Here is a 14,551-nt window from a genome sequence, read left to right on the forward strand (position 1 = left end):
GCTATAATATAGCAATTCATCTCGTGGAGGCGTCATGGCCCTGAACCCCTATACCCCCGGCGCCGGAACACGACCGCAGACCCTCATCGGCCGAGAGCCGCAGCTCGCCGTCGTCGACAACCTCGCCGACCTGGTCGAAGCCGGCCGTTCGTCGAATCCCATCGTGTTCACCGGCCTGCGAGGCGTGGGCAAGACGTCACTTCTGCAAGAGATCGGTGCATCGCTGAGGAAGCGAGGCTGGCTCGCCGGCTATTACGAGGTGCGTCGCGACGTCGAGCCCGGCGCCGCCGTGAGGTCCATCGTGCGAGACAGTGCCGACCTCACGCGCGGCAGACTCCGCAAGGCTCTCTCCTCAGGAGTGCACGCCATCGGGGGCATGACCTTGACGCTGGGGCCGGCTGGCTTCACGTTCGCCGTGGACGCATCGGCTCCTCATCACGGGGATTCCGATCCTTTCCCGGAGTTGGTGCGGTTCCTCCGGCTGCTGGGCCGGGACGCGAGCCAGAACGGGGCCGGTGTCGCCCTGCTCGTCGACGAGCTCCAAGTCTTCCGAAAGCGTGACATCGCCGTCCTGATCCAGGCCTTGTCCGCACTCCAGGACGAACCGATCGTCCTCATCGGCGCAGGACTGCCGTATCTCGCGGCCGAGCTCTCCAAGGCCAACACCTACGCCGAACGCTTCCGGTACGAGCTGATCGACCGGCTGAACGAGGCCGACGCACGATCTGCCGTCGTCGACCCCGCGTTCGACCTCGGGACGACGTGGTCCGACGACGCCCTCGACCATCTGCTCGAGCTGGCAGGCGGCTACCCCTATTTTCTCCAGCTCTACGCGAGCGAATCGTGGGTCGCTGCTGCGGGTGCAGCTCGCATCGAGATGACGCACGTCCTCGCGGCTGCCCCCGCCGTACAGAGGCAGCTGGATGCAGGCCTCTACTCGGCCCGGTACGACCGATTGTCCGAACGAGAGCGTGAGTACGTCGACACCATGGTCACCGTCGCCGATGCCGACCACCGGCTTTTCCCCGGGTTCGGCCATTCCCCTCGCGTCGAGTCCGGTGCCGTGGCCGAAGAGTTGAACAAGTCGCTGTCTCAACTCGCGACCACTCGAGACCGGATCATCAGGAAGGGAATCATCCACTCCCCCGCCTACGGTCAACTCGCGTTCTCCGTCCCCGGCTTCGCCGATTACGTCCGACGCCGGACCGGCCGCGCCTGAAGGGGGGTCCCGCCTCTGCCACAGGAGGTCATCCAGGCACCGACCAGGAGGCGCGGTGCCGGTCCGACCGACACCGCGCCTCCTGCGCGTCACAGCTCTCTCGTGAGCTGCGGCGTGTGGTGCGTGTGCTGCTACTTGATGGCGGCGCGGATCTCGGCGGCGGCACCGGCGACGTCGTCGGCCGAGTAGATCGCGGCACCGGCGACGGCGACGTCGGCTCCGGCGTCCTGGACCGAGCCGACGGTGGCGGCCTTGACGCCACCGGCGACCGAGAACGGCACACCCGACGCCTTGCCGGCCTCGAGCAGCTTCTCGAACGTGAAGCCCTCTTCGGCCTGCTCGTCGAGCCCGGCGTGCATCTCGACGAACTCGGCACCGAGCGCGACGACCTCCTTGGCGCGGGCGGCCTTGTCGCCGACGCCGATGAGGTCGACGACGATTCCCTTGCCGTGGGCCTTGGCGGCCTTGACAGCACCGGCGATGGTGCTGTCACCGGCGACTCCGAGCACGGTCACCAGGTCGGCGCCGGCCTTGAACGCCTCGCCCGCCTCGAGCTCGCCGGCGTCCATCGTCTTGAGGTCGGCGAAGACGATCTTGTCGGGGTGCGCCTCCTTGATGGCGGTGATGGCGCGGAAGCCCTCGGCCTTGATCAGGGGCGTGCCGAGCTCGATGATGTCGACGCTGGGCGCGGCGGCGGCGGCCAGCTCGAGGGCGGCGTCGGTGGTCAGGGTGTCCATGGCGAACTGCAGCTTCATGTGGTGCTCCTCGTGGGGGCGACGGGGCCCGATCGGGCCTCTGGGTACGTCGTCGATCCCGTTGTCTTCGATCCTGGTCCGACGATGCTGTGAGGGCAGCCCCTCGACGGGGGCGTCCCACCCACCCGTTCGGGTAGGGACGGTGGCGACGGGTAGGTGGACGCCTAGGGTGGGCCCATGAGTCGCACCCTGCACGACGGCCCCACCCGAGCCGGTTCCGACGCCCTCGCCCGGACGCTGGCGTCCGAGCACGCGCGGGCGACCGCCGACCTGGTGGACCGGCACGCGATGACCCTCGAGTCCGTCCTGGCCGCCCTGCGCTCGCGACGCCTCGACGACCGGGCGGCGCGGGCCGAGGCCATCGACGTGGCCGCGAGTGCCCTGGTCGCCCTGCGGACCGGTTCCGACCGCGACCGGGGCACGACGCTCGAGCCGGTCGTCGGGGCCTTCGCGCGCCTCCGGTCGGACCTGCGCCCGCTCGTGCGCTTCGGCGACCTGGACGTCCAGTTCGTCGAGCCGCCGGCGACGGGCCGGGCCCTGCCGGGTGACGTGGCGCACGTGGCCCGGGCCGTCGTCCGGAACGCCGTGCTCACCTTCGTGGACGCGGGCGACGCCCGTCGGGTGCGCATCCAGTGGGACTGCGACGGCCTGAACCTGCTGATCGCGATCCGAGACGACGGCGCGGGCGAGTTGACGGCGCACGACGACGCCCTGCGACCGATCACCGAGCAGGTCTCGGGGGTCGGGGGCGAGCTGACGGTGGCATCGACGGTGGGGTGGGGCTCGGAGTTGACGGTGCGTCTGCCGCTCGACCCGCCGCCGTCGAACGAGCCGTGGGAGCTGGTCGCCGCCCTGAGCGAGCGCGAACGCGAGGTGCTGCACCGCGTGGCGGCCGGGGACCGGAACCGCGACATCGCGTCGGCTCTCGGCATCAGCGACAACACCGTGAAGTTCCACGTCTCGAACCTGTTGCGCAAGCTCGGGGCCCGCAGCCGCACCGAGCTCGCCGCCCTGACGTCGTCCCCCTGACCCGGAGTCCCAGCTCCGCCCTCTCGGCCCCCTGCGGCCGGTCGAGTGGGCAGAAGATGTCCTTCATCTCGCTGGGAAGGACATCTTCTGCCCACTCGACAGCCGGGCGGGGCCAGACGGGTGCGGCGCGAAGCGCCAAGCCGCGTCCCCGCGTGACGTCGAGTGGTCCAGAAACGTCCTTCATCCCGCCACGAGCGACGTTTCGCGACCACTCGACCGCGAAACGTGGGGAGGGTGACGGGTGCGGCGCGAAGCGCCAAACCGCGTCGTACGAGTTCGTGCCGAAGGCGCACGCCGCCGGAGGCGGCCGAACAAGAACTGAAGACGAGAAAAGCCCTGCCGTGTAGGGCAGGGCCTTTCGGGTTCGCGCCGAAGGCGCACGCCGCCGGAGGCGGCCAGACAAGCACCAAGACGAAGAATGGCCCCTGCCGTGTAGGGCAGGGGCCATGCTGAGTCGTGTGCGCCTGGAGGGACTCGAACCCCCAACCTTCTGATCCGTAGTCAGATGCTCTATCCGTTGAGCTACAGGCGCATTTCTCCGGCCGATTGGCCAGAGGAAACACTACACGAGGGAGGCGCGGGGCGCGAATCGAGCCGACCCGCGCCTCCTCGGGTCGGGTCAGTAGGTGTGTTTGCCTTCGCCGTCGCCCTTGTAGTCGCCGATCAGCTCGTCGACCTGGCTGGCGTCGGCCTGGCCGGGCTGGCGGGTGGGGACGGCGTCGTCGGCCGGCCCGTCGTCGAGGGTGCGGGAGCCGGTGCCGCCGTCGGGGTGGTTCTCGCTGGTGATCTCGACGGGGCGGTCGTCCCGCTCGCCGACGGTGTGGTCGCCGTGACCCTCGCCGCTGCTGTTGCCGCTGCGCTCGAGTTCGGTCTCGTCGGTGCCGTGCGGGTCGTCCGGGGTCTTCGTCATCGGGTTCCTCCTGCGAGCCGGGCCGTCCGGCGGTCGTGCTCCGAGCATGCGCCGCGGGCTCGACCTCCGCCCGCGACACCCACCACACTCACGGCTCGACCGGTCGAGCCGCTCGTCCCCGCACGATCCGACGTCACGAACGGACAGCACGAACGGACAGCACGAGCCGACAGCATCGATCGACAACCCAACAACGTCTCTTGCGCAACACCTCTTGCGCACCTAGGGTCGACCACATGACCCCGCGCGAGACATCCCGCAGCACCCTCACCGACGCCGCCTCGATGCGCGTGCTCGCCCACCCGACGCGGTTGCGCCTCCTCGGTCTGCTGCGCGAACGCGGCGCGCAGACGGCCGCCCAGCTCGGCGACGCCGTCGACGAGGCCCCGGGGACGATCAGCTACCACCTGTCGAAGCTCGCCTCGATCGACCTGATCGGCCCGGCCGAGCCGCAGACCACCGACCGTCGTGAACGCTGGTGGCAGGCCACCGCCCAGCTCACCAGTTGGGAGCCCGCCGATCTGCTCGACGACCCCGACCGCCTCGTCGCGTCGTCCGCCCTGGAGAAGTCGATCGGCCAGGCCTACGCCGCGCGCTTCGGCGAGTACGTCGACGCGATGCCCACCCTGCCCCGCGAGTGGGTCGCGGCCGGGGCGAGCGGCGACCGCAGCCTGCGCCTCACCGCGACCGAGCTCGCCGCCCTGCGCCGCGACCTCGAGGCCGTCGTCGACCGCTGGCTCGACGCCAGTGCCGCCCACGACCCGGCGGCCGACGACGGCGCCGAGTCGGTCGTCCTCGTCTACCAGGCCTACCGCCGCCCCTGAGGCCCGTCGTGAGCGAGAACGGACGAGCCGAGGAGGCGCGGGTCACCGACAGCGCCCCTCACCTCGGCCGCACCGACCGGCCCCGCAGCGGGCGCCCGGGTCGCCCCGCCCGCGTGGCCCTCTCGTCCCTGGTCGCGGCCCACGCGATCTCGCAGACCGGCAACGTCGTGACGGCGTTCGCCGTGCCCTTCTACGTCCTGGGGCTCGGCGGATCGGGGGCCGAGGTCGGGCTCGCGGCGGCCTTCGCGACGGCCCCGGTGATCATCGGCGGACCGCTCGGCGGCGTCGTCGTCGATCGGGTCGGGCCCCGGAGGGCCGCGATCGTCGCCGACCTGGTGAGCGGCGCCTCCGTCCTCGCGATGCCCGTGCTCGCCCTCACCGTCGGGCTGCCGTTCTGGGCCCTGCTCGCGCTCGTGTTCGTGGGCGGACTGCTCGACACCCCCGGGCAGGTGGCGCGCCGGGTGATGCTGCCCGGGCTGACCGAGGGGGCCGGGGTGCGCATCGAACGCAGCGTGGGGCTGATCGACGGGTCCGAGCGCTTCGCAAAGCTGATCGGGGCCTCGATCGCGGGACTGCTCGTCGCCGTCGTCGGGCCGGTCGCGTCCCTCTTCGTCAACGCCGCCACCTTCGCCGTCTCGGCCGCGCTGACCGGGGCGCTCGTCCCCGCGCCCGATCCGGTACGGACCGGATCAGCGAATGCGAGAGACGACCACCCGTCCGATCCGACCGACGCGTCCGAGCCGACCCGCGCCTCCTACCGGGCCGACCTCGCCGAGGGAGCCCGGTTCGTCGTCCGCGATCCCCTGATGCGGCTGATCGTCGCGCTCGTGCTGGTCACGAACCTGCTCGACGCCGCCCGCGGGTCGACCCTGCTGCCCCTCTACGCGAACGACCGACTGGGAGGCGCGGCCGCCCTGGGACTGCTCGTCGCCACCATGGGCGGGTGCGCCCTCGCCGGCAACGTCGCCTTCGGCTTCGTCGCCCACCGGGTGCCGCGCCGCGTCACCTTCGTCGTCTGCTTCACCCTCGCCGGCGGGCCGTCGAGCCTGGCGTTCGCCCTCGGGGCCCCGCTACCGGTGCTGGTCGCCGCGACGGCGCTCTCGGGGCTCGCCGCCGGAGCCCTCAACCCCATCCTCGGCACGGTGCAGCTCGAGCGCACCCCCGACCACCTGCGCGGACGGGTCTTCGGGCTGGTCACCGCCGGAGCCTGGGCCGGCATCCCGATCGGCGCCCTGCTCGGAGGGATCGCCGCCGACACGATCGGGCTGGCGGTCGCGTTCGGCATCGTCGCCGTCGTCTACACGACCGTCACGCTCGCCCCGCTCACCGGTGGCGCCTGGCGACTGATGGAGCGACGACGCCCGCCCGGCGGCCGATCCCCTGCACCCCCGCTGTGAGTCCCGTCGGCCCCGGCGCATCGGCAGGTCGGACCGAGCCGGTTTCCAGGCGACGTGTAGTTAGCTCATCCGGTGACTGCTCACCCCACCCTCTCGACGACCCCGGCCGTCCGCCGACGGGTCACGGGTCGCTGGGTGGTCGCCTCGTCGGCGTCGCTCGTCGTGCTGGCGGGCGTCTACACGATCGCCGTCCTCACCGAGGCGGGCCAGTCCATGGAAGACAGCATCCTCCGCTCGGTCGACGGCACCACCCTGCTGCAGTCCGGGGTCGCGCTCGACGCCATCTCCCCGCCGGCCGTCTTGTTGGTCGTCGCCCTGACGATGCTCGTCGCGTTCCTCCGCCGCCGGCCCGGCTCGGCCGTCCAGGCGGGTGTGCTGATCGTCGGCGCCACGGTCACCACGCAGGTGCTGAAGCAGCTCGCGCCTCGTCCCGAGCTGACCGGCGAGCTCTACGGCAACAGCTTCCCCAGCGGGCACGTGACGGTCGCCGTCGCCGCCGTGCTGGCGATCATGACCACCTTCGGCCGGCACGCCCGGCCGCTGTTCTACATGATCGGCGCGGCCTTCGCGGCCGTCGTCGCCGAGCAGACCGTCGCCTTCGGCTGGCACCGCTGCAGCGACGTCGTCGGCGCCTGTGCCGTGGCCCTGCTCTGGCTCGGTCTCGTGCGCATCGGCGCGGCCCGGCTGTCGCGTGACCCTCGCGGCCGCGACGACGTCGGCCCGCGGTCGCACGGGGCCACCTCGGTGGTGCTCGGCCTCGCATTGGTCGTCTGCCTCACCCTGTCGGGTGCGATCTGGAGCATCGGCATCGGCTCCGACATGAGCCTCACGACGTCGACCGGTCAGGGCGTGCTGATGGGTGCGCGCCTGGCTGCGGCCGGTGTCGTGCTCGTCACGTGCTGGATCGCGTGGAAGCTCGACCGCAAGGCCTGACGCCTCGACCCGGCCGGCTCAGCCCGCCGCGCCCGTCCCGAACAGCAGCCCGAGCAGGTACGTCACGGCGGCCGCCCCGAACCCGATGCCGAGCTGGCGCAGGGCCCGCTTGACCGGGCTGGCCCCCGACAGCAGCCCGACGACGGCACCGGTGCCGAGCAGGGCGACGCCGACCAGGGCGGATGCGACGACGACGGCCGCGAGCCCGGACAGCCCGAACAGGTAGGGCAGCACGGCGATGACGGCCCCGGACGCGAAGAAGCAGAAGCTCGAGGCGGCAGCGCCGAAGGCCGTGCCGAGGGTCTCGTGGGTGGCGGGTTCGTCACCCGACGGCGCCTCCTGGTCCGGGGCGTCCGCCCAGCCGGCAGTGGCGGCGCCCGGCGCGGCCCCCGCAGGAGGCGCGCTCGGCGACGAGGCACCTCGACCCGCGCCCGCGAGCACCTGCCGCGCGTGGGCCTCGGCCTCGTCCGGCGACATGCCCCGCGCCCGGTAGACGAGCGCCAGCTCGTTCGCGTCGACGTCGAGGTCGGGCAGCACCTGCCGCGCCGTCGGGTCGGGGGTGGAGGCGTCGAGCAGTTCGCGCTGCGACCGCACCGAGACGTACTCGCCCGCACCCATCGACAGGGCCCCGGCGAGCAGGCCCGAGAGCCCGGTGAGCAGCACGACGTGGTTCGCGACGCCGGACGCGCTGATGCCGAGCACGAGCGCCAGGTTGCTGACGAGCCCGTCGTTCGCCCCGAACACCGCCGCACGGAACGACCCCGACAGGCGGTTGCGACCCCGCTCGGCGAGGCCGCGCACGACCTCGCCGTGGATGCGCTCGTCGGCGGCCATCGCGTCGGTGGCGTCGGCGTCGGTCGCGTAGGGCGACCGCGCCTCGGCGCTCTGCACCAGCGCGAGGACGAAGATCGAGCCGAAGCGCCGGGCGAGCACCCCGAGCACGCGGGTGCGCAGGTCGGTGCGGGCCGGGCGTCCGACGTCGTCGCCGAGCAGGTCGACCCAGTGCTGCGCGTGGCGGCCCTCGGCGTCGGCCAGGGCGAGCAGGATCGCGCGCTCCTCGCCGTCGCGGCGGCGGGCGAGGTCGCGGTAGGTCGACTCCTCGGCGCGTTCGTCGGCGAGGTAGCGCCGCCAGCGGCGCAGGTCGGCCGGGGTGCGGGTGCTGGTGCTGCTCGTGGGCATGGGGACAGTATCGGCCGCGAGTACGGTCGAGCGGTGCCCACACCCCCGCCCCGCTACCTCGGCGTCGACCTCGCCTGGCGCGACTCGACGCCCGAGCGTCCCGCGAACGAGACCGGCCTGGCCGTGATCGACGCCGACGGCACGGTGCTCGACGCCGGTTGGGCCCGCGGGGTCGACGAGGTCGAGGCCTGGGTGCTGCACTGGTCGACGCCCGGTTCCGTCGTCGCGATCGACGCCCCCGTGCTCGTGCCGAACGCCACGGGAATGCGGGCGAGCGAACGGCTCGTGGCGCGCGCCTACGGTCGCTGGCACGTCTCGGCCAACGCGAGCAGCGCCTCCTTGCCCTGGCTCGGCGGACGCACCCTCGGCGAGCGCCTCGAGCGTGCCGGCGGCGTGTACGACGACGGTGTGCTGCCCGTGCCCGTCGAGGCGGTCGGGCACTTCGAGTGCTACCCGTACACGACCCTGGTCGGGATGACCGAGCTCGGCTACGACGACAAGCGCCCTCGCTACAAGCGGCCCGACCTCACCCTGCCGAAGGAGGCGCGGCGCGAGGCCCGCGCGGCGGCCTGCGACGAGCTGCTGCGTCGGTTGGACGGGCTGGCCGGGGCCGCAGTGCCGGTGCGCCTCGACTCGCACCCCGTGTCGGCGGCGCTGCTCGACGAGCCGTCACCTCTCGTCGACCGCGCCTACAAGCACCGCGAGGACCTGCTCGACGCCCTGGTCTGCGCCTGGACGGCGGCGCTCCGCGCCCGCACGCCCGAGCGCCTGCAGGTGCTCGGCGTCGACACCGAGCCGGACGACCGCGGGAGGCGCGCGACGCTGATCTCACCGGCCCGCCCCGAGCAGCGGCTCGGCCCCGCGCCCGTGGCGAGGGTCGATCGAGACGCACGCCGCGCCTCCTGACGTGACGCCCTCGGGGCGCGACCCGGCGGGGTGACGCGACCCGCGCCTCCTGCACCCGCCGCGTCCCGCCCGTGTGGCAGGGTGGCGGCATGCCCGCACGACCCGTGACCGTCCGCCGCACGACCGCCGACGACTGGCAGCACGTCCGCGATCTGCGCCTCGCGATGCTCGCCGACACCCCGATCGCCTACGGCGAGACGCTGGCCGTCGCCCGTCGTCACGCCGAGGCCGAATGGCGGATGCGCGCGGCCCGGGGCGAGGCCGAGCACGGCACCTCGCTGGTCGCGATCGACGACGAGACGGGCGACTGGGTCGGTGCCATGGGCGGCTTCCTCCAGGCACCGGGGCAGCCCCTGCTGGTCGGCGTGTACGTCGCCCCGACCCACCGGGGGCGCGCGGCCGGCGTCACCGATCTGCTGCTCGACGGCGTCGAGGCCTGGGCCGCGACCGAGGGCGATGCCCTGCGGCTGCACGTCCACGAGCAGAACGAGCGGGCCATCGCGTTCTACCGCCGACGCGGGTACGAACCGACCGGCCACACGAACGCCTACGCCCTCGACCCCACGGCGCAGGAGCTCGAGATGCTCGCGCCGCTGCGCTGACCGCCGCGCCGGACCGGTGGCGAGCACGCACGACGTCTTCCTCGAGGGCCCGCACGACGAGTCGCGGCACCTCGTCGAGCAGACCCTGATCGACCACGGCTTCACCCTCTCCCTCGCACCCGACGGCAGCACCCGGGCGACACGGGGCACGCTGGCCTCCACCCTCGCGCTGCGCGCCTTCGCCGGGCGGGCGCAGATGCTGACCCTCGGCGTGCAGTGGTTCGTCGACGACCGGGGGCGGCTCGTGGCGCGGGTCGTGCACGAGGCGGCCCTGTCGGTGCTGGGCGGGCCGGTCGGTGTCGTGCGGGGGCAGCGGGCCGTGGCGGAGGTGGTCCGGGCGCTCGAGGCGGTCGCCGCCGGACGCGGTGCGCCGTGACGGCGCGACCGGCCGTGCGCTCGGTCGCGGGCTCGGTCGTGGGCCAGGTCACGCGGCCTGCCGTGGGTAGGGTCGTGCGCCAGGTCACGCGGTCTGCCGTGGGCCGGGTCGCGCGCTCTGCCGTGGGCTAGGCCGTGCGCCTGTCGTGCGCTCGGCCGTGCGCCGGGTCACGCGCTCTGCTGTGGGCTAGGCCGTGCGCGTGTCGTGCGCTCAGCCGTGGGCCGGGTCGTGCGCTCGGCCGTGGATCACGCGTCCTGTCCCCCGAAACACGCGTCCCGTCGCCCGTCCCTGTGAGGAGCGTCCACGTCTGAACCGGACCAAATCGTGCGGCCTAGCGTTCGACGAGATGGAGGGTGCGAGCCCTGCATCGGTGTCGTCCGGACCGTGGGTCCCTGCCCGTGAAGCTCTCCCTGCGGCCCGGCGGCGTCACGGAGAGGATGCCGGGCCCGACGGACCCGCCGTCCTCTTCGTGACGCCCGATGCCGACGCCTGCACGTCGACTGCTCCGAGCCGGCACCGTGCGCTCGCGTCGGCCCGACTCGGCTCGGGTCTCGTTTGTGCGGCCCGGCTCAGCTCAGCTCAGCTCAGCTCAGGGCTGCCCGGCCCGACATGGATCTCGTGGGCCCGGCTCCGCCCACCCCGGCTCAGCCCGGGATTCCGTCGACGTAGAGCCACCGTCGGTCGACCCTCACGAACCGACTGACCTCGTGCTGGGACCCGGCCCCCTCGGCGTCACGGAAGTGCGCCTCGAACTCGACCGTCCCCTCGGCGTCGAACGGCCCGCCCGCCTCCGTCCGGACGACGTCGAGCCGGAACCAGCGCGTGGCCGGGTCGACCTCGAGCGTCGCCGGGCGCGTCGTCGGGTGCCAGGTCTCGACCAGGTAGGAGGCGCGAGCGAGCGCGAACGCCGAGTACCGCGAGCGCATCAACCGTTCCGCCGTCGGGGCGGGCGTCGTGCCCCGGTGCAGCGGTCCGCAGCACGACCCGTAGGTCTCGCCGCTGAGGCAGGGGCACCGGGCCGAGTCGTCGAGGTCGCGGCCGTAGAGGGGAGCAGCAGGAGGCATCGTGCAATTCTCCGGCACGTCCCCGCGCCCCGACACCCCCGCCTCCCTCGTCCTAGCCCTGCACCCGCCTCCGTCGTCCCACCCCCGTCGGCAACTCCTGCCCCCTGTCACGGCGCACCCGCACCACGCCCGCCCCCGCACCCCCGACGCTGCACCAACCCGGAATTGCCGACACCCGCCACCCCCGCCGCACCTCCCGTCGGCAACTCCTCCCCCGTGCCGCCGCCCACCCGCACCACGCCCACCCCCGCACCCCCGACGCTGCACCAACCCGGAATTGCCGACACCCGCCACCCCCGCCCAGCCACGCCGCACCCACACCCGCACCCGCCGCACCTCCCGGACGGCAACTCCTGCCCCGTGTCGCCGCCCACCCGCACCACGCCCGCCCCGGCACCCCCGACGCTGCACCAACCCGGAATTGCCGACACCGGCCGCGCACGGCGGTCCGAGGTACACCGTCAGCGGGCGCCGGGCGCGCCGGGACGGCTCCCCAGTCCGGGTCGCACCCCAAGGGGCCGCCCCCGCACTGGGCGTCGCCCCGGGTGCCTCGACCTGCCACGGTGATGAGGTGACGATCTCGCCGACCTCCGCCTCGCACCCCGTCCACGAGCAAGAGCTCGTGTTCGCCCACGTGCGTGCGGTCCTGGGCGCGGCGGAGGCCAGCCCCGTGCTGCCCCGGCTGTCCCGTCGCAAGACCGCCCGTGCCCTGGCGTCGGCCGGCTTCTGCAACCTGACCGGCGAACCCGTCCGGGCGTCCGCCCTGAAGCAGGACGGGACGCAGTTCTTCGACCGCTCCGAGACCGTCCTGGTCGAGTCCCTCAACAGCGGCCGGCGGTTCTACGGCCTGTTCGTCGAACCGACCTCGCCGACCCACGAGGACTGGGCGACGATCACCGACATGTTCGCCGAGCTCGGGCGCCGCGTGCACGGCCGCCTCGCCCCCGCCGACCAGTTCCGCGGCTGAGCCCGCCCGCCACATCCGGGGTCGCACCATCGATGTGGTGTCGAACCACCCATCTGCGTGGTTCGATGCCACATCCGTGGTTCGACTCGACCGCCCGAGCCGCCCGAGCACCGTGCCGCTGCCACCCCGCACCCGGTAGCGTCGCGGCATGCACGCCCTGCCGCCCGGAGCCCTCCGCATCGTCCACCTCAGTGACGCCCACCTGCTCGCCGACGGAGCCCTGCACCAGGGCGTCGTCGACACGGCCGAGGCCCTCGACCTCGTGCTGGCGGAGGCCGCGCGGGTCGAGGGGGTGCGACTGCTGGTGGGGTCGGGTGACCTGTCGGACGACGGGACCCGCGCCTCCTACCGGCACCTGCGAGAGCGCACCGACGCCTGGGCCCGCACGGCCGGCGCCGAGGTGGTGCTCGTGCCCGGCAACCACGACGTGCGCGAGGGCTTCGCCGAGGTGCTCGGCGGCGACCCGGCCCGACCGCTCGACCTCGTGCGCGACGTCGACGGGTGGCGGGTGATCGGGCTCGACACGTCCGTGCCCGGGGCCGGGTACGGCCTGCTGCGATCGGAGCAGCTCACCTGGCTGCGCGACGAGCTCGCGACGCCCGCCGGGCGCGGCAGCGTGCTCGTGCTGCACCACCCGCCGATCGCGGCGCCGACCACCCTGCACGAGTCCCTCGCCCTGCAGGACCCGGAGGCGCTGGCTGCGGTCCTCGAGGGATCGGACGTCCGCGTCGTCCTCGCCGGGCACTACCACCACCACATCGTCGGCCACCTGTCGGGCGTGCCCGTGGTGGTCGCGCCCGGGGTGGCGAACGACACGGACGTGCTGGCCGCCGTCGGCACCGAACGGGCCGTGCGCGGCTCGGGGTTCGCCGTGGTCGAGGTGTCGGCCGACGGGTCGGTGCGCTCGACCCCGGTACCCGTGCGCGACCGGCGCGACGGCGACGAGGTGTTCGCGCTCGACGAGGCCGCCGTCGCCCGCATCGCCGCCGAGGCCGGCCCTCCCCCCACCGCCTGACCCGGGCCCGCCCCGCCCTCGCCCCGCCCCCGCGCCGCCGAGATGTCACGACTTGCCGCTCGTGTTCGGATGTGAGCGGCAAGTCGTGACATCTCGGCGAGCCCGGGCCCGGCCGGGCCGGGCGGGGCCAGGCCCGGCCGGGCCGGGCCAGGCCGGGCCGGGCCAGGCCGGGCCGGGCCGGGCCAGGCCGGGCCGGGCCAGGCAGGGCCGGGCCGGACCCGCGCCCAGGGGCCGCGCGTAGGCTCGGAGCAGGCCTGCCGCCCACCCGGGGTCGGCGCGAGGCCGATCGTCGAGTCGTGAAAGTGAGACCCCCATGCGCGTGGTCGTCGTCGGAGCCACGGGCAACCTGGGCACCGCCCTGCTCACCCGCCTGCAGGCCGAACCCGAGGTGACGTCGCTCGTCGGCGTCGCCCGCCGCGGTCCCCGCATGGCGACGCCGCCGTACGGCGAGGTCACCTGGTTCTCGATCGACGTCGGGGCCGACGACTCGCCCGTGGCCCTCGAGCACGCGTTCGCGGGGGCCGACGCCGTCGTGCACCTCGGCTGGGCCCTGCAGCCGAGCCACCGCAAGGCCGTCATGTACCGCACGAACGTGCTCGGCACCTCGCACGTCCTCGACGCCGCCGCCCGGGCCGGTGTGCCGCACGTGCTCGTCGCGTCGTCGGTCGGCGCCTACTCCCGGGGCCCCAAGGGCCGCCGGGTCGACGAGACCTACAAGACCAAGGGCGTCCGCCGCTCGAGCTACTCGAAGCACAAGTCGATCAACGAGCGCGTCATGGACGCCTTCGCCGAACAGCACCCCGAGGTCACGCTGACCCGCATGCGTCCGGGCCTCGTGTTCCAGGCCGCCGCCGCGAGCGAGATCGTCGGCCTCTTCGCCGGCCGCTGGGTGCCCACCCGGTGGATGCAGCGCGTGCGCCCCCCGTTCATCCCGCTCGCCCCGCGCTTCGTGTCGCAGGTCGTGCACGCGAGCGACGTCGCGGACGCGTTCTGGCGGGCGATCGACCGCCGTGCCGGCGGGGCGTTCAACCTCGCCGCCGAACCCGTGGTCGACCCCGACCGCATCGCCCGGGCGTTCGGCTCCCGCCTGCTGCCCGTGCCCTACCGCCTGCTGCGCGCGGTCGTACAGCTCACCTGGCTGGCCCGCCTGCAGCCGACCGAACCGGGCTGGCTCGACATCGCGGCCAAGATCCCCGTCATGTCGACCGAGAAGGCCCGCACCGTGCTCGGCTGGACGCCCCGTCACACCTCGGACGAGACCCTGCGCGAGTTCGCCCACGCCCTCGCCCACCGCACGAACCACGAGGGCTCGCACCCGCTGAACGGCTGATCGCCCGCCGCCGGCAGGGCCCGCAGAGCCCGTGCAGCCGGCACG

Annotated in this window: 15 protein-coding genes and 1 tRNA gene; 11 read left to right on the plus strand and 5 right to left on the minus strand. The window is 73.7% G+C overall.

Going from position 1 to position 14,551, the window contains the following annotated elements; all coding sequences use genetic code 11:
• The first annotated feature begins 34 nt into the window (after positions 1–34).
• Positions 35–1,219 (plus strand): ATP-binding protein, encoded by a 1,185-nt coding sequence (locus ASG28_RS14900; protein WP_055977886.1) that lies wholly within the window; start codon positions 35–37, stop codon positions 1,217–1,219.
• Between the two features lie 131 nt (positions 1,220–1,350).
• Here ASG28_RS14900 and hxlA read toward each other — a convergent pair whose 3' ends face one another.
• Positions 1,351–1,974 carry a 3-hexulose-6-phosphate synthase gene (hxlA, locus tag ASG28_RS14905; protein WP_043597635.1) on the minus strand — a complete coding sequence of 208 codons (624 nt, stop codon included), beginning with the start codon at positions 1,972–1,974 and terminating at the stop codon, positions 1,351–1,353.
• Between the two features lie 177 nt (positions 1,975–2,151).
• Here hxlA and ASG28_RS14910 point away from each other — a divergent pair, with 177 nt between their 5' ends.
• Positions 2,152–3,003, plus strand: a complete 852-nt coding sequence (locus tag ASG28_RS14910) for a helix-turn-helix transcriptional regulator (protein WP_055977888.1) — start codon at positions 2,152–2,154, stop codon at positions 3,001–3,003.
• A gap of 459 nt (positions 3,004–3,462) precedes the next feature.
• Here ASG28_RS14910 and ASG28_RS14915 read toward each other — a convergent pair.
• Both ASG28_RS14915 and ASG28_RS14920 read right to left on the minus strand, forming a co-directional pair.
• Positions 3,463–3,535: transfer RNA gene (locus ASG28_RS14915), tRNA-Arg, on the minus strand.
• Positions 3,536–3,622: 87 nt separating this feature from the next.
• Positions 3,623–3,913, minus strand: a complete 291-nt coding sequence (locus ASG28_RS14920) for a hypothetical protein (protein WP_055977891.1) — start codon at positions 3,911–3,913, stop codon at positions 3,623–3,625.
• 236 nt (positions 3,914–4,149) lie between these two features.
• On the opposite strand from ASG28_RS14920, the gene ASG28_RS14925 reads away from it, so the two are divergent.
• The 3 genes from ASG28_RS14925 to ASG28_RS14935 all read left to right on the plus strand — a co-directional run bounded on the left by ASG28_RS14925 (position 4,150) and on the right by ASG28_RS14935 (position 7,067).
• Complete coding sequence (locus ASG28_RS14925; protein WP_055977898.1) at positions 4,150–4,737, plus strand: helix-turn-helix domain-containing protein; 588 nt, start codon at positions 4,150–4,152, stop codon at positions 4,735–4,737.
• 8 nt (positions 4,738–4,745) lie between these two features.
• Entirely contained in the window at positions 4,746–6,134 is a 1,389-nt protein-coding gene (locus ASG28_RS14930; protein WP_082454795.1) for an MFS transporter, read from the plus strand.
• A gap of 72 nt (positions 6,135–6,206) precedes the next feature.
• Complete coding sequence (locus tag ASG28_RS14935) at positions 6,207–7,067, plus strand: phosphatase PAP2 family protein (protein ID WP_055977901.1); 861 nt, start codon at positions 6,207–6,209, stop codon at positions 7,065–7,067.
• 18 nt (positions 7,068–7,085) lie between these two features.
• Here the strand turns inward: ASG28_RS14935 and ASG28_RS14940 are convergent, their stop codons facing one another.
• Complete coding sequence (locus tag ASG28_RS14940) at positions 7,086–8,246, minus strand: VIT1/CCC1 transporter family protein (protein ID WP_055977904.1); 1,161 nt, start codon at positions 8,244–8,246, stop codon at positions 7,086–7,088.
• 33 nt (positions 8,247–8,279) lie between these two features.
• Here ASG28_RS14940 and ASG28_RS14945 point away from each other — a divergent pair, with 33 nt between their 5' ends.
• The 3 genes from ASG28_RS14945 to ASG28_RS14955 all read left to right on the plus strand — a co-directional run bounded on the left by ASG28_RS14945 (position 8,280) and on the right by ASG28_RS14955 (position 10,130).
• Positions 8,280–9,152 (plus strand): DUF429 domain-containing protein, encoded by an 873-nt coding sequence (locus tag ASG28_RS14945; protein ID WP_055977907.1) that lies wholly within the window; start codon positions 8,280–8,282, stop codon positions 9,150–9,152.
• An 89-nt stretch (positions 9,153–9,241) separates the two neighbouring features.
• Positions 9,242–9,754 (plus strand): GNAT family N-acetyltransferase, encoded by a 513-nt coding sequence (locus ASG28_RS14950; protein ID WP_055978156.1) that lies wholly within the window; start codon positions 9,242–9,244, stop codon positions 9,752–9,754.
• Between the two features lie 16 nt (positions 9,755–9,770).
• A complete protein-coding gene (locus ASG28_RS14955) occupies positions 9,771–10,130 on the plus strand; it encodes a hypothetical protein (RefSeq protein ID WP_055977910.1) in 360 nt (119 codons plus the stop codon).
• Positions 10,131–10,774: 644 nt separating this feature from the next.
• On the opposite strand, the gene ASG28_RS14960 is transcribed toward ASG28_RS14955, so the two are convergent.
• The gene (locus ASG28_RS14960) at positions 10,775–11,194 is read right to left on the minus strand and encodes a YchJ family protein (protein ID WP_055977913.1); all 420 of its coding nucleotides are present in this window, start codon (positions 11,192–11,194) and stop codon (positions 10,775–10,777) included.
• Positions 11,195–11,765: 571 nt separating this feature from the next.
• Here ASG28_RS14960 and ASG28_RS14965 point away from each other — a divergent pair.
• The 3 genes from ASG28_RS14965 (at position 11,766) to ASG28_RS14975 (ending at position 14,506) form a co-directional block, all read left to right on the plus strand.
• Positions 11,766–12,161 (plus strand): hypothetical protein, encoded by a 396-nt coding sequence (locus ASG28_RS14965; RefSeq protein ID WP_055977916.1) that lies wholly within the window; start codon positions 11,766–11,768, stop codon positions 12,159–12,161.
• Between the two features lie 148 nt (positions 12,162–12,309).
• A complete protein-coding gene (locus ASG28_RS14970) occupies positions 12,310–13,176 on the plus strand; it encodes a metallophosphoesterase family protein (protein ID WP_055977919.1) in 867 nt (288 codons plus the stop codon).
• Between the two features lie 313 nt (positions 13,177–13,489).
• The gene (locus ASG28_RS14975; RefSeq protein ID WP_055977921.1) at positions 13,490–14,506 is read left to right on the plus strand and encodes an NAD-dependent epimerase/dehydratase family protein; all 1,017 of its coding nucleotides are present in this window, start codon (positions 13,490–13,492) and stop codon (positions 14,504–14,506) included.
• Positions 14,507–14,551 lie beyond the last annotated feature (45 nt).

The sequence above is a fragment of the Frigoribacterium sp. Leaf415 genome, assembly GCF_001424645.1.
GTDB lineage: Bacteria > Actinomycetota > Actinomycetes > Actinomycetales > Microbacteriaceae > Frigoribacterium.

Coding starts and splice junctions, on each gene's coding strand:
- ASG28_RS14925 (WP_055977898.1), top strand. CDS start 4,150: ATGACCCCGCGCGAGACATCCCGCAGCACCCTCACCGACGCCGCCTCG.
- ASG28_RS14950 (WP_055978156.1), top strand. CDS start 9,242: ATGCCCGCACGACCCGTGACCGTCCGCCGCACGACCGCCGACGACTGG.
- hxlA (WP_043597635.1), bottom strand. CDS start 1,974: ATGAAGCTGCAGTTCGCCATGGACACCCTGACCACCGACGCCGCCCTC.
- ASG28_RS14920 (WP_055977891.1), bottom strand. CDS start 3,913: ATGACGAAGACCCCGGACGACCCGCACGGCACCGACGAGACCGAACTC.
- ASG28_RS14910 (WP_055977888.1), top strand. CDS start 2,152: ATGAGTCGCACCCTGCACGACGGCCCCACCCGAGCCGGTTCCGACGCC.
- ASG28_RS14975 (WP_055977921.1), top strand. CDS start 13,490: ATGCGCGTGGTCGTCGTCGGAGCCACGGGCAACCTGGGCACCGCCCTG.
- ASG28_RS14960 (WP_055977913.1), bottom strand. CDS start 11,194: ATGCCTCCTGCTGCTCCCCTCTACGGCCGCGACCTCGACGACTCGGCC.
- ASG28_RS14900 (WP_055977886.1), top strand. CDS start 35: ATGGCCCTGAACCCCTATACCCCCGGCGCCGGAACACGACCGCAGACC.
- ASG28_RS14940 (WP_055977904.1), bottom strand. CDS start 8,246: ATGCCCACGAGCAGCACCAGCACCCGCACCCCGGCCGACCTGCGCCGC.
- ASG28_RS14970 (WP_055977919.1), top strand. CDS start 12,310: ATGCACGCCCTGCCGCCCGGAGCCCTCCGCATCGTCCACCTCAGTGAC.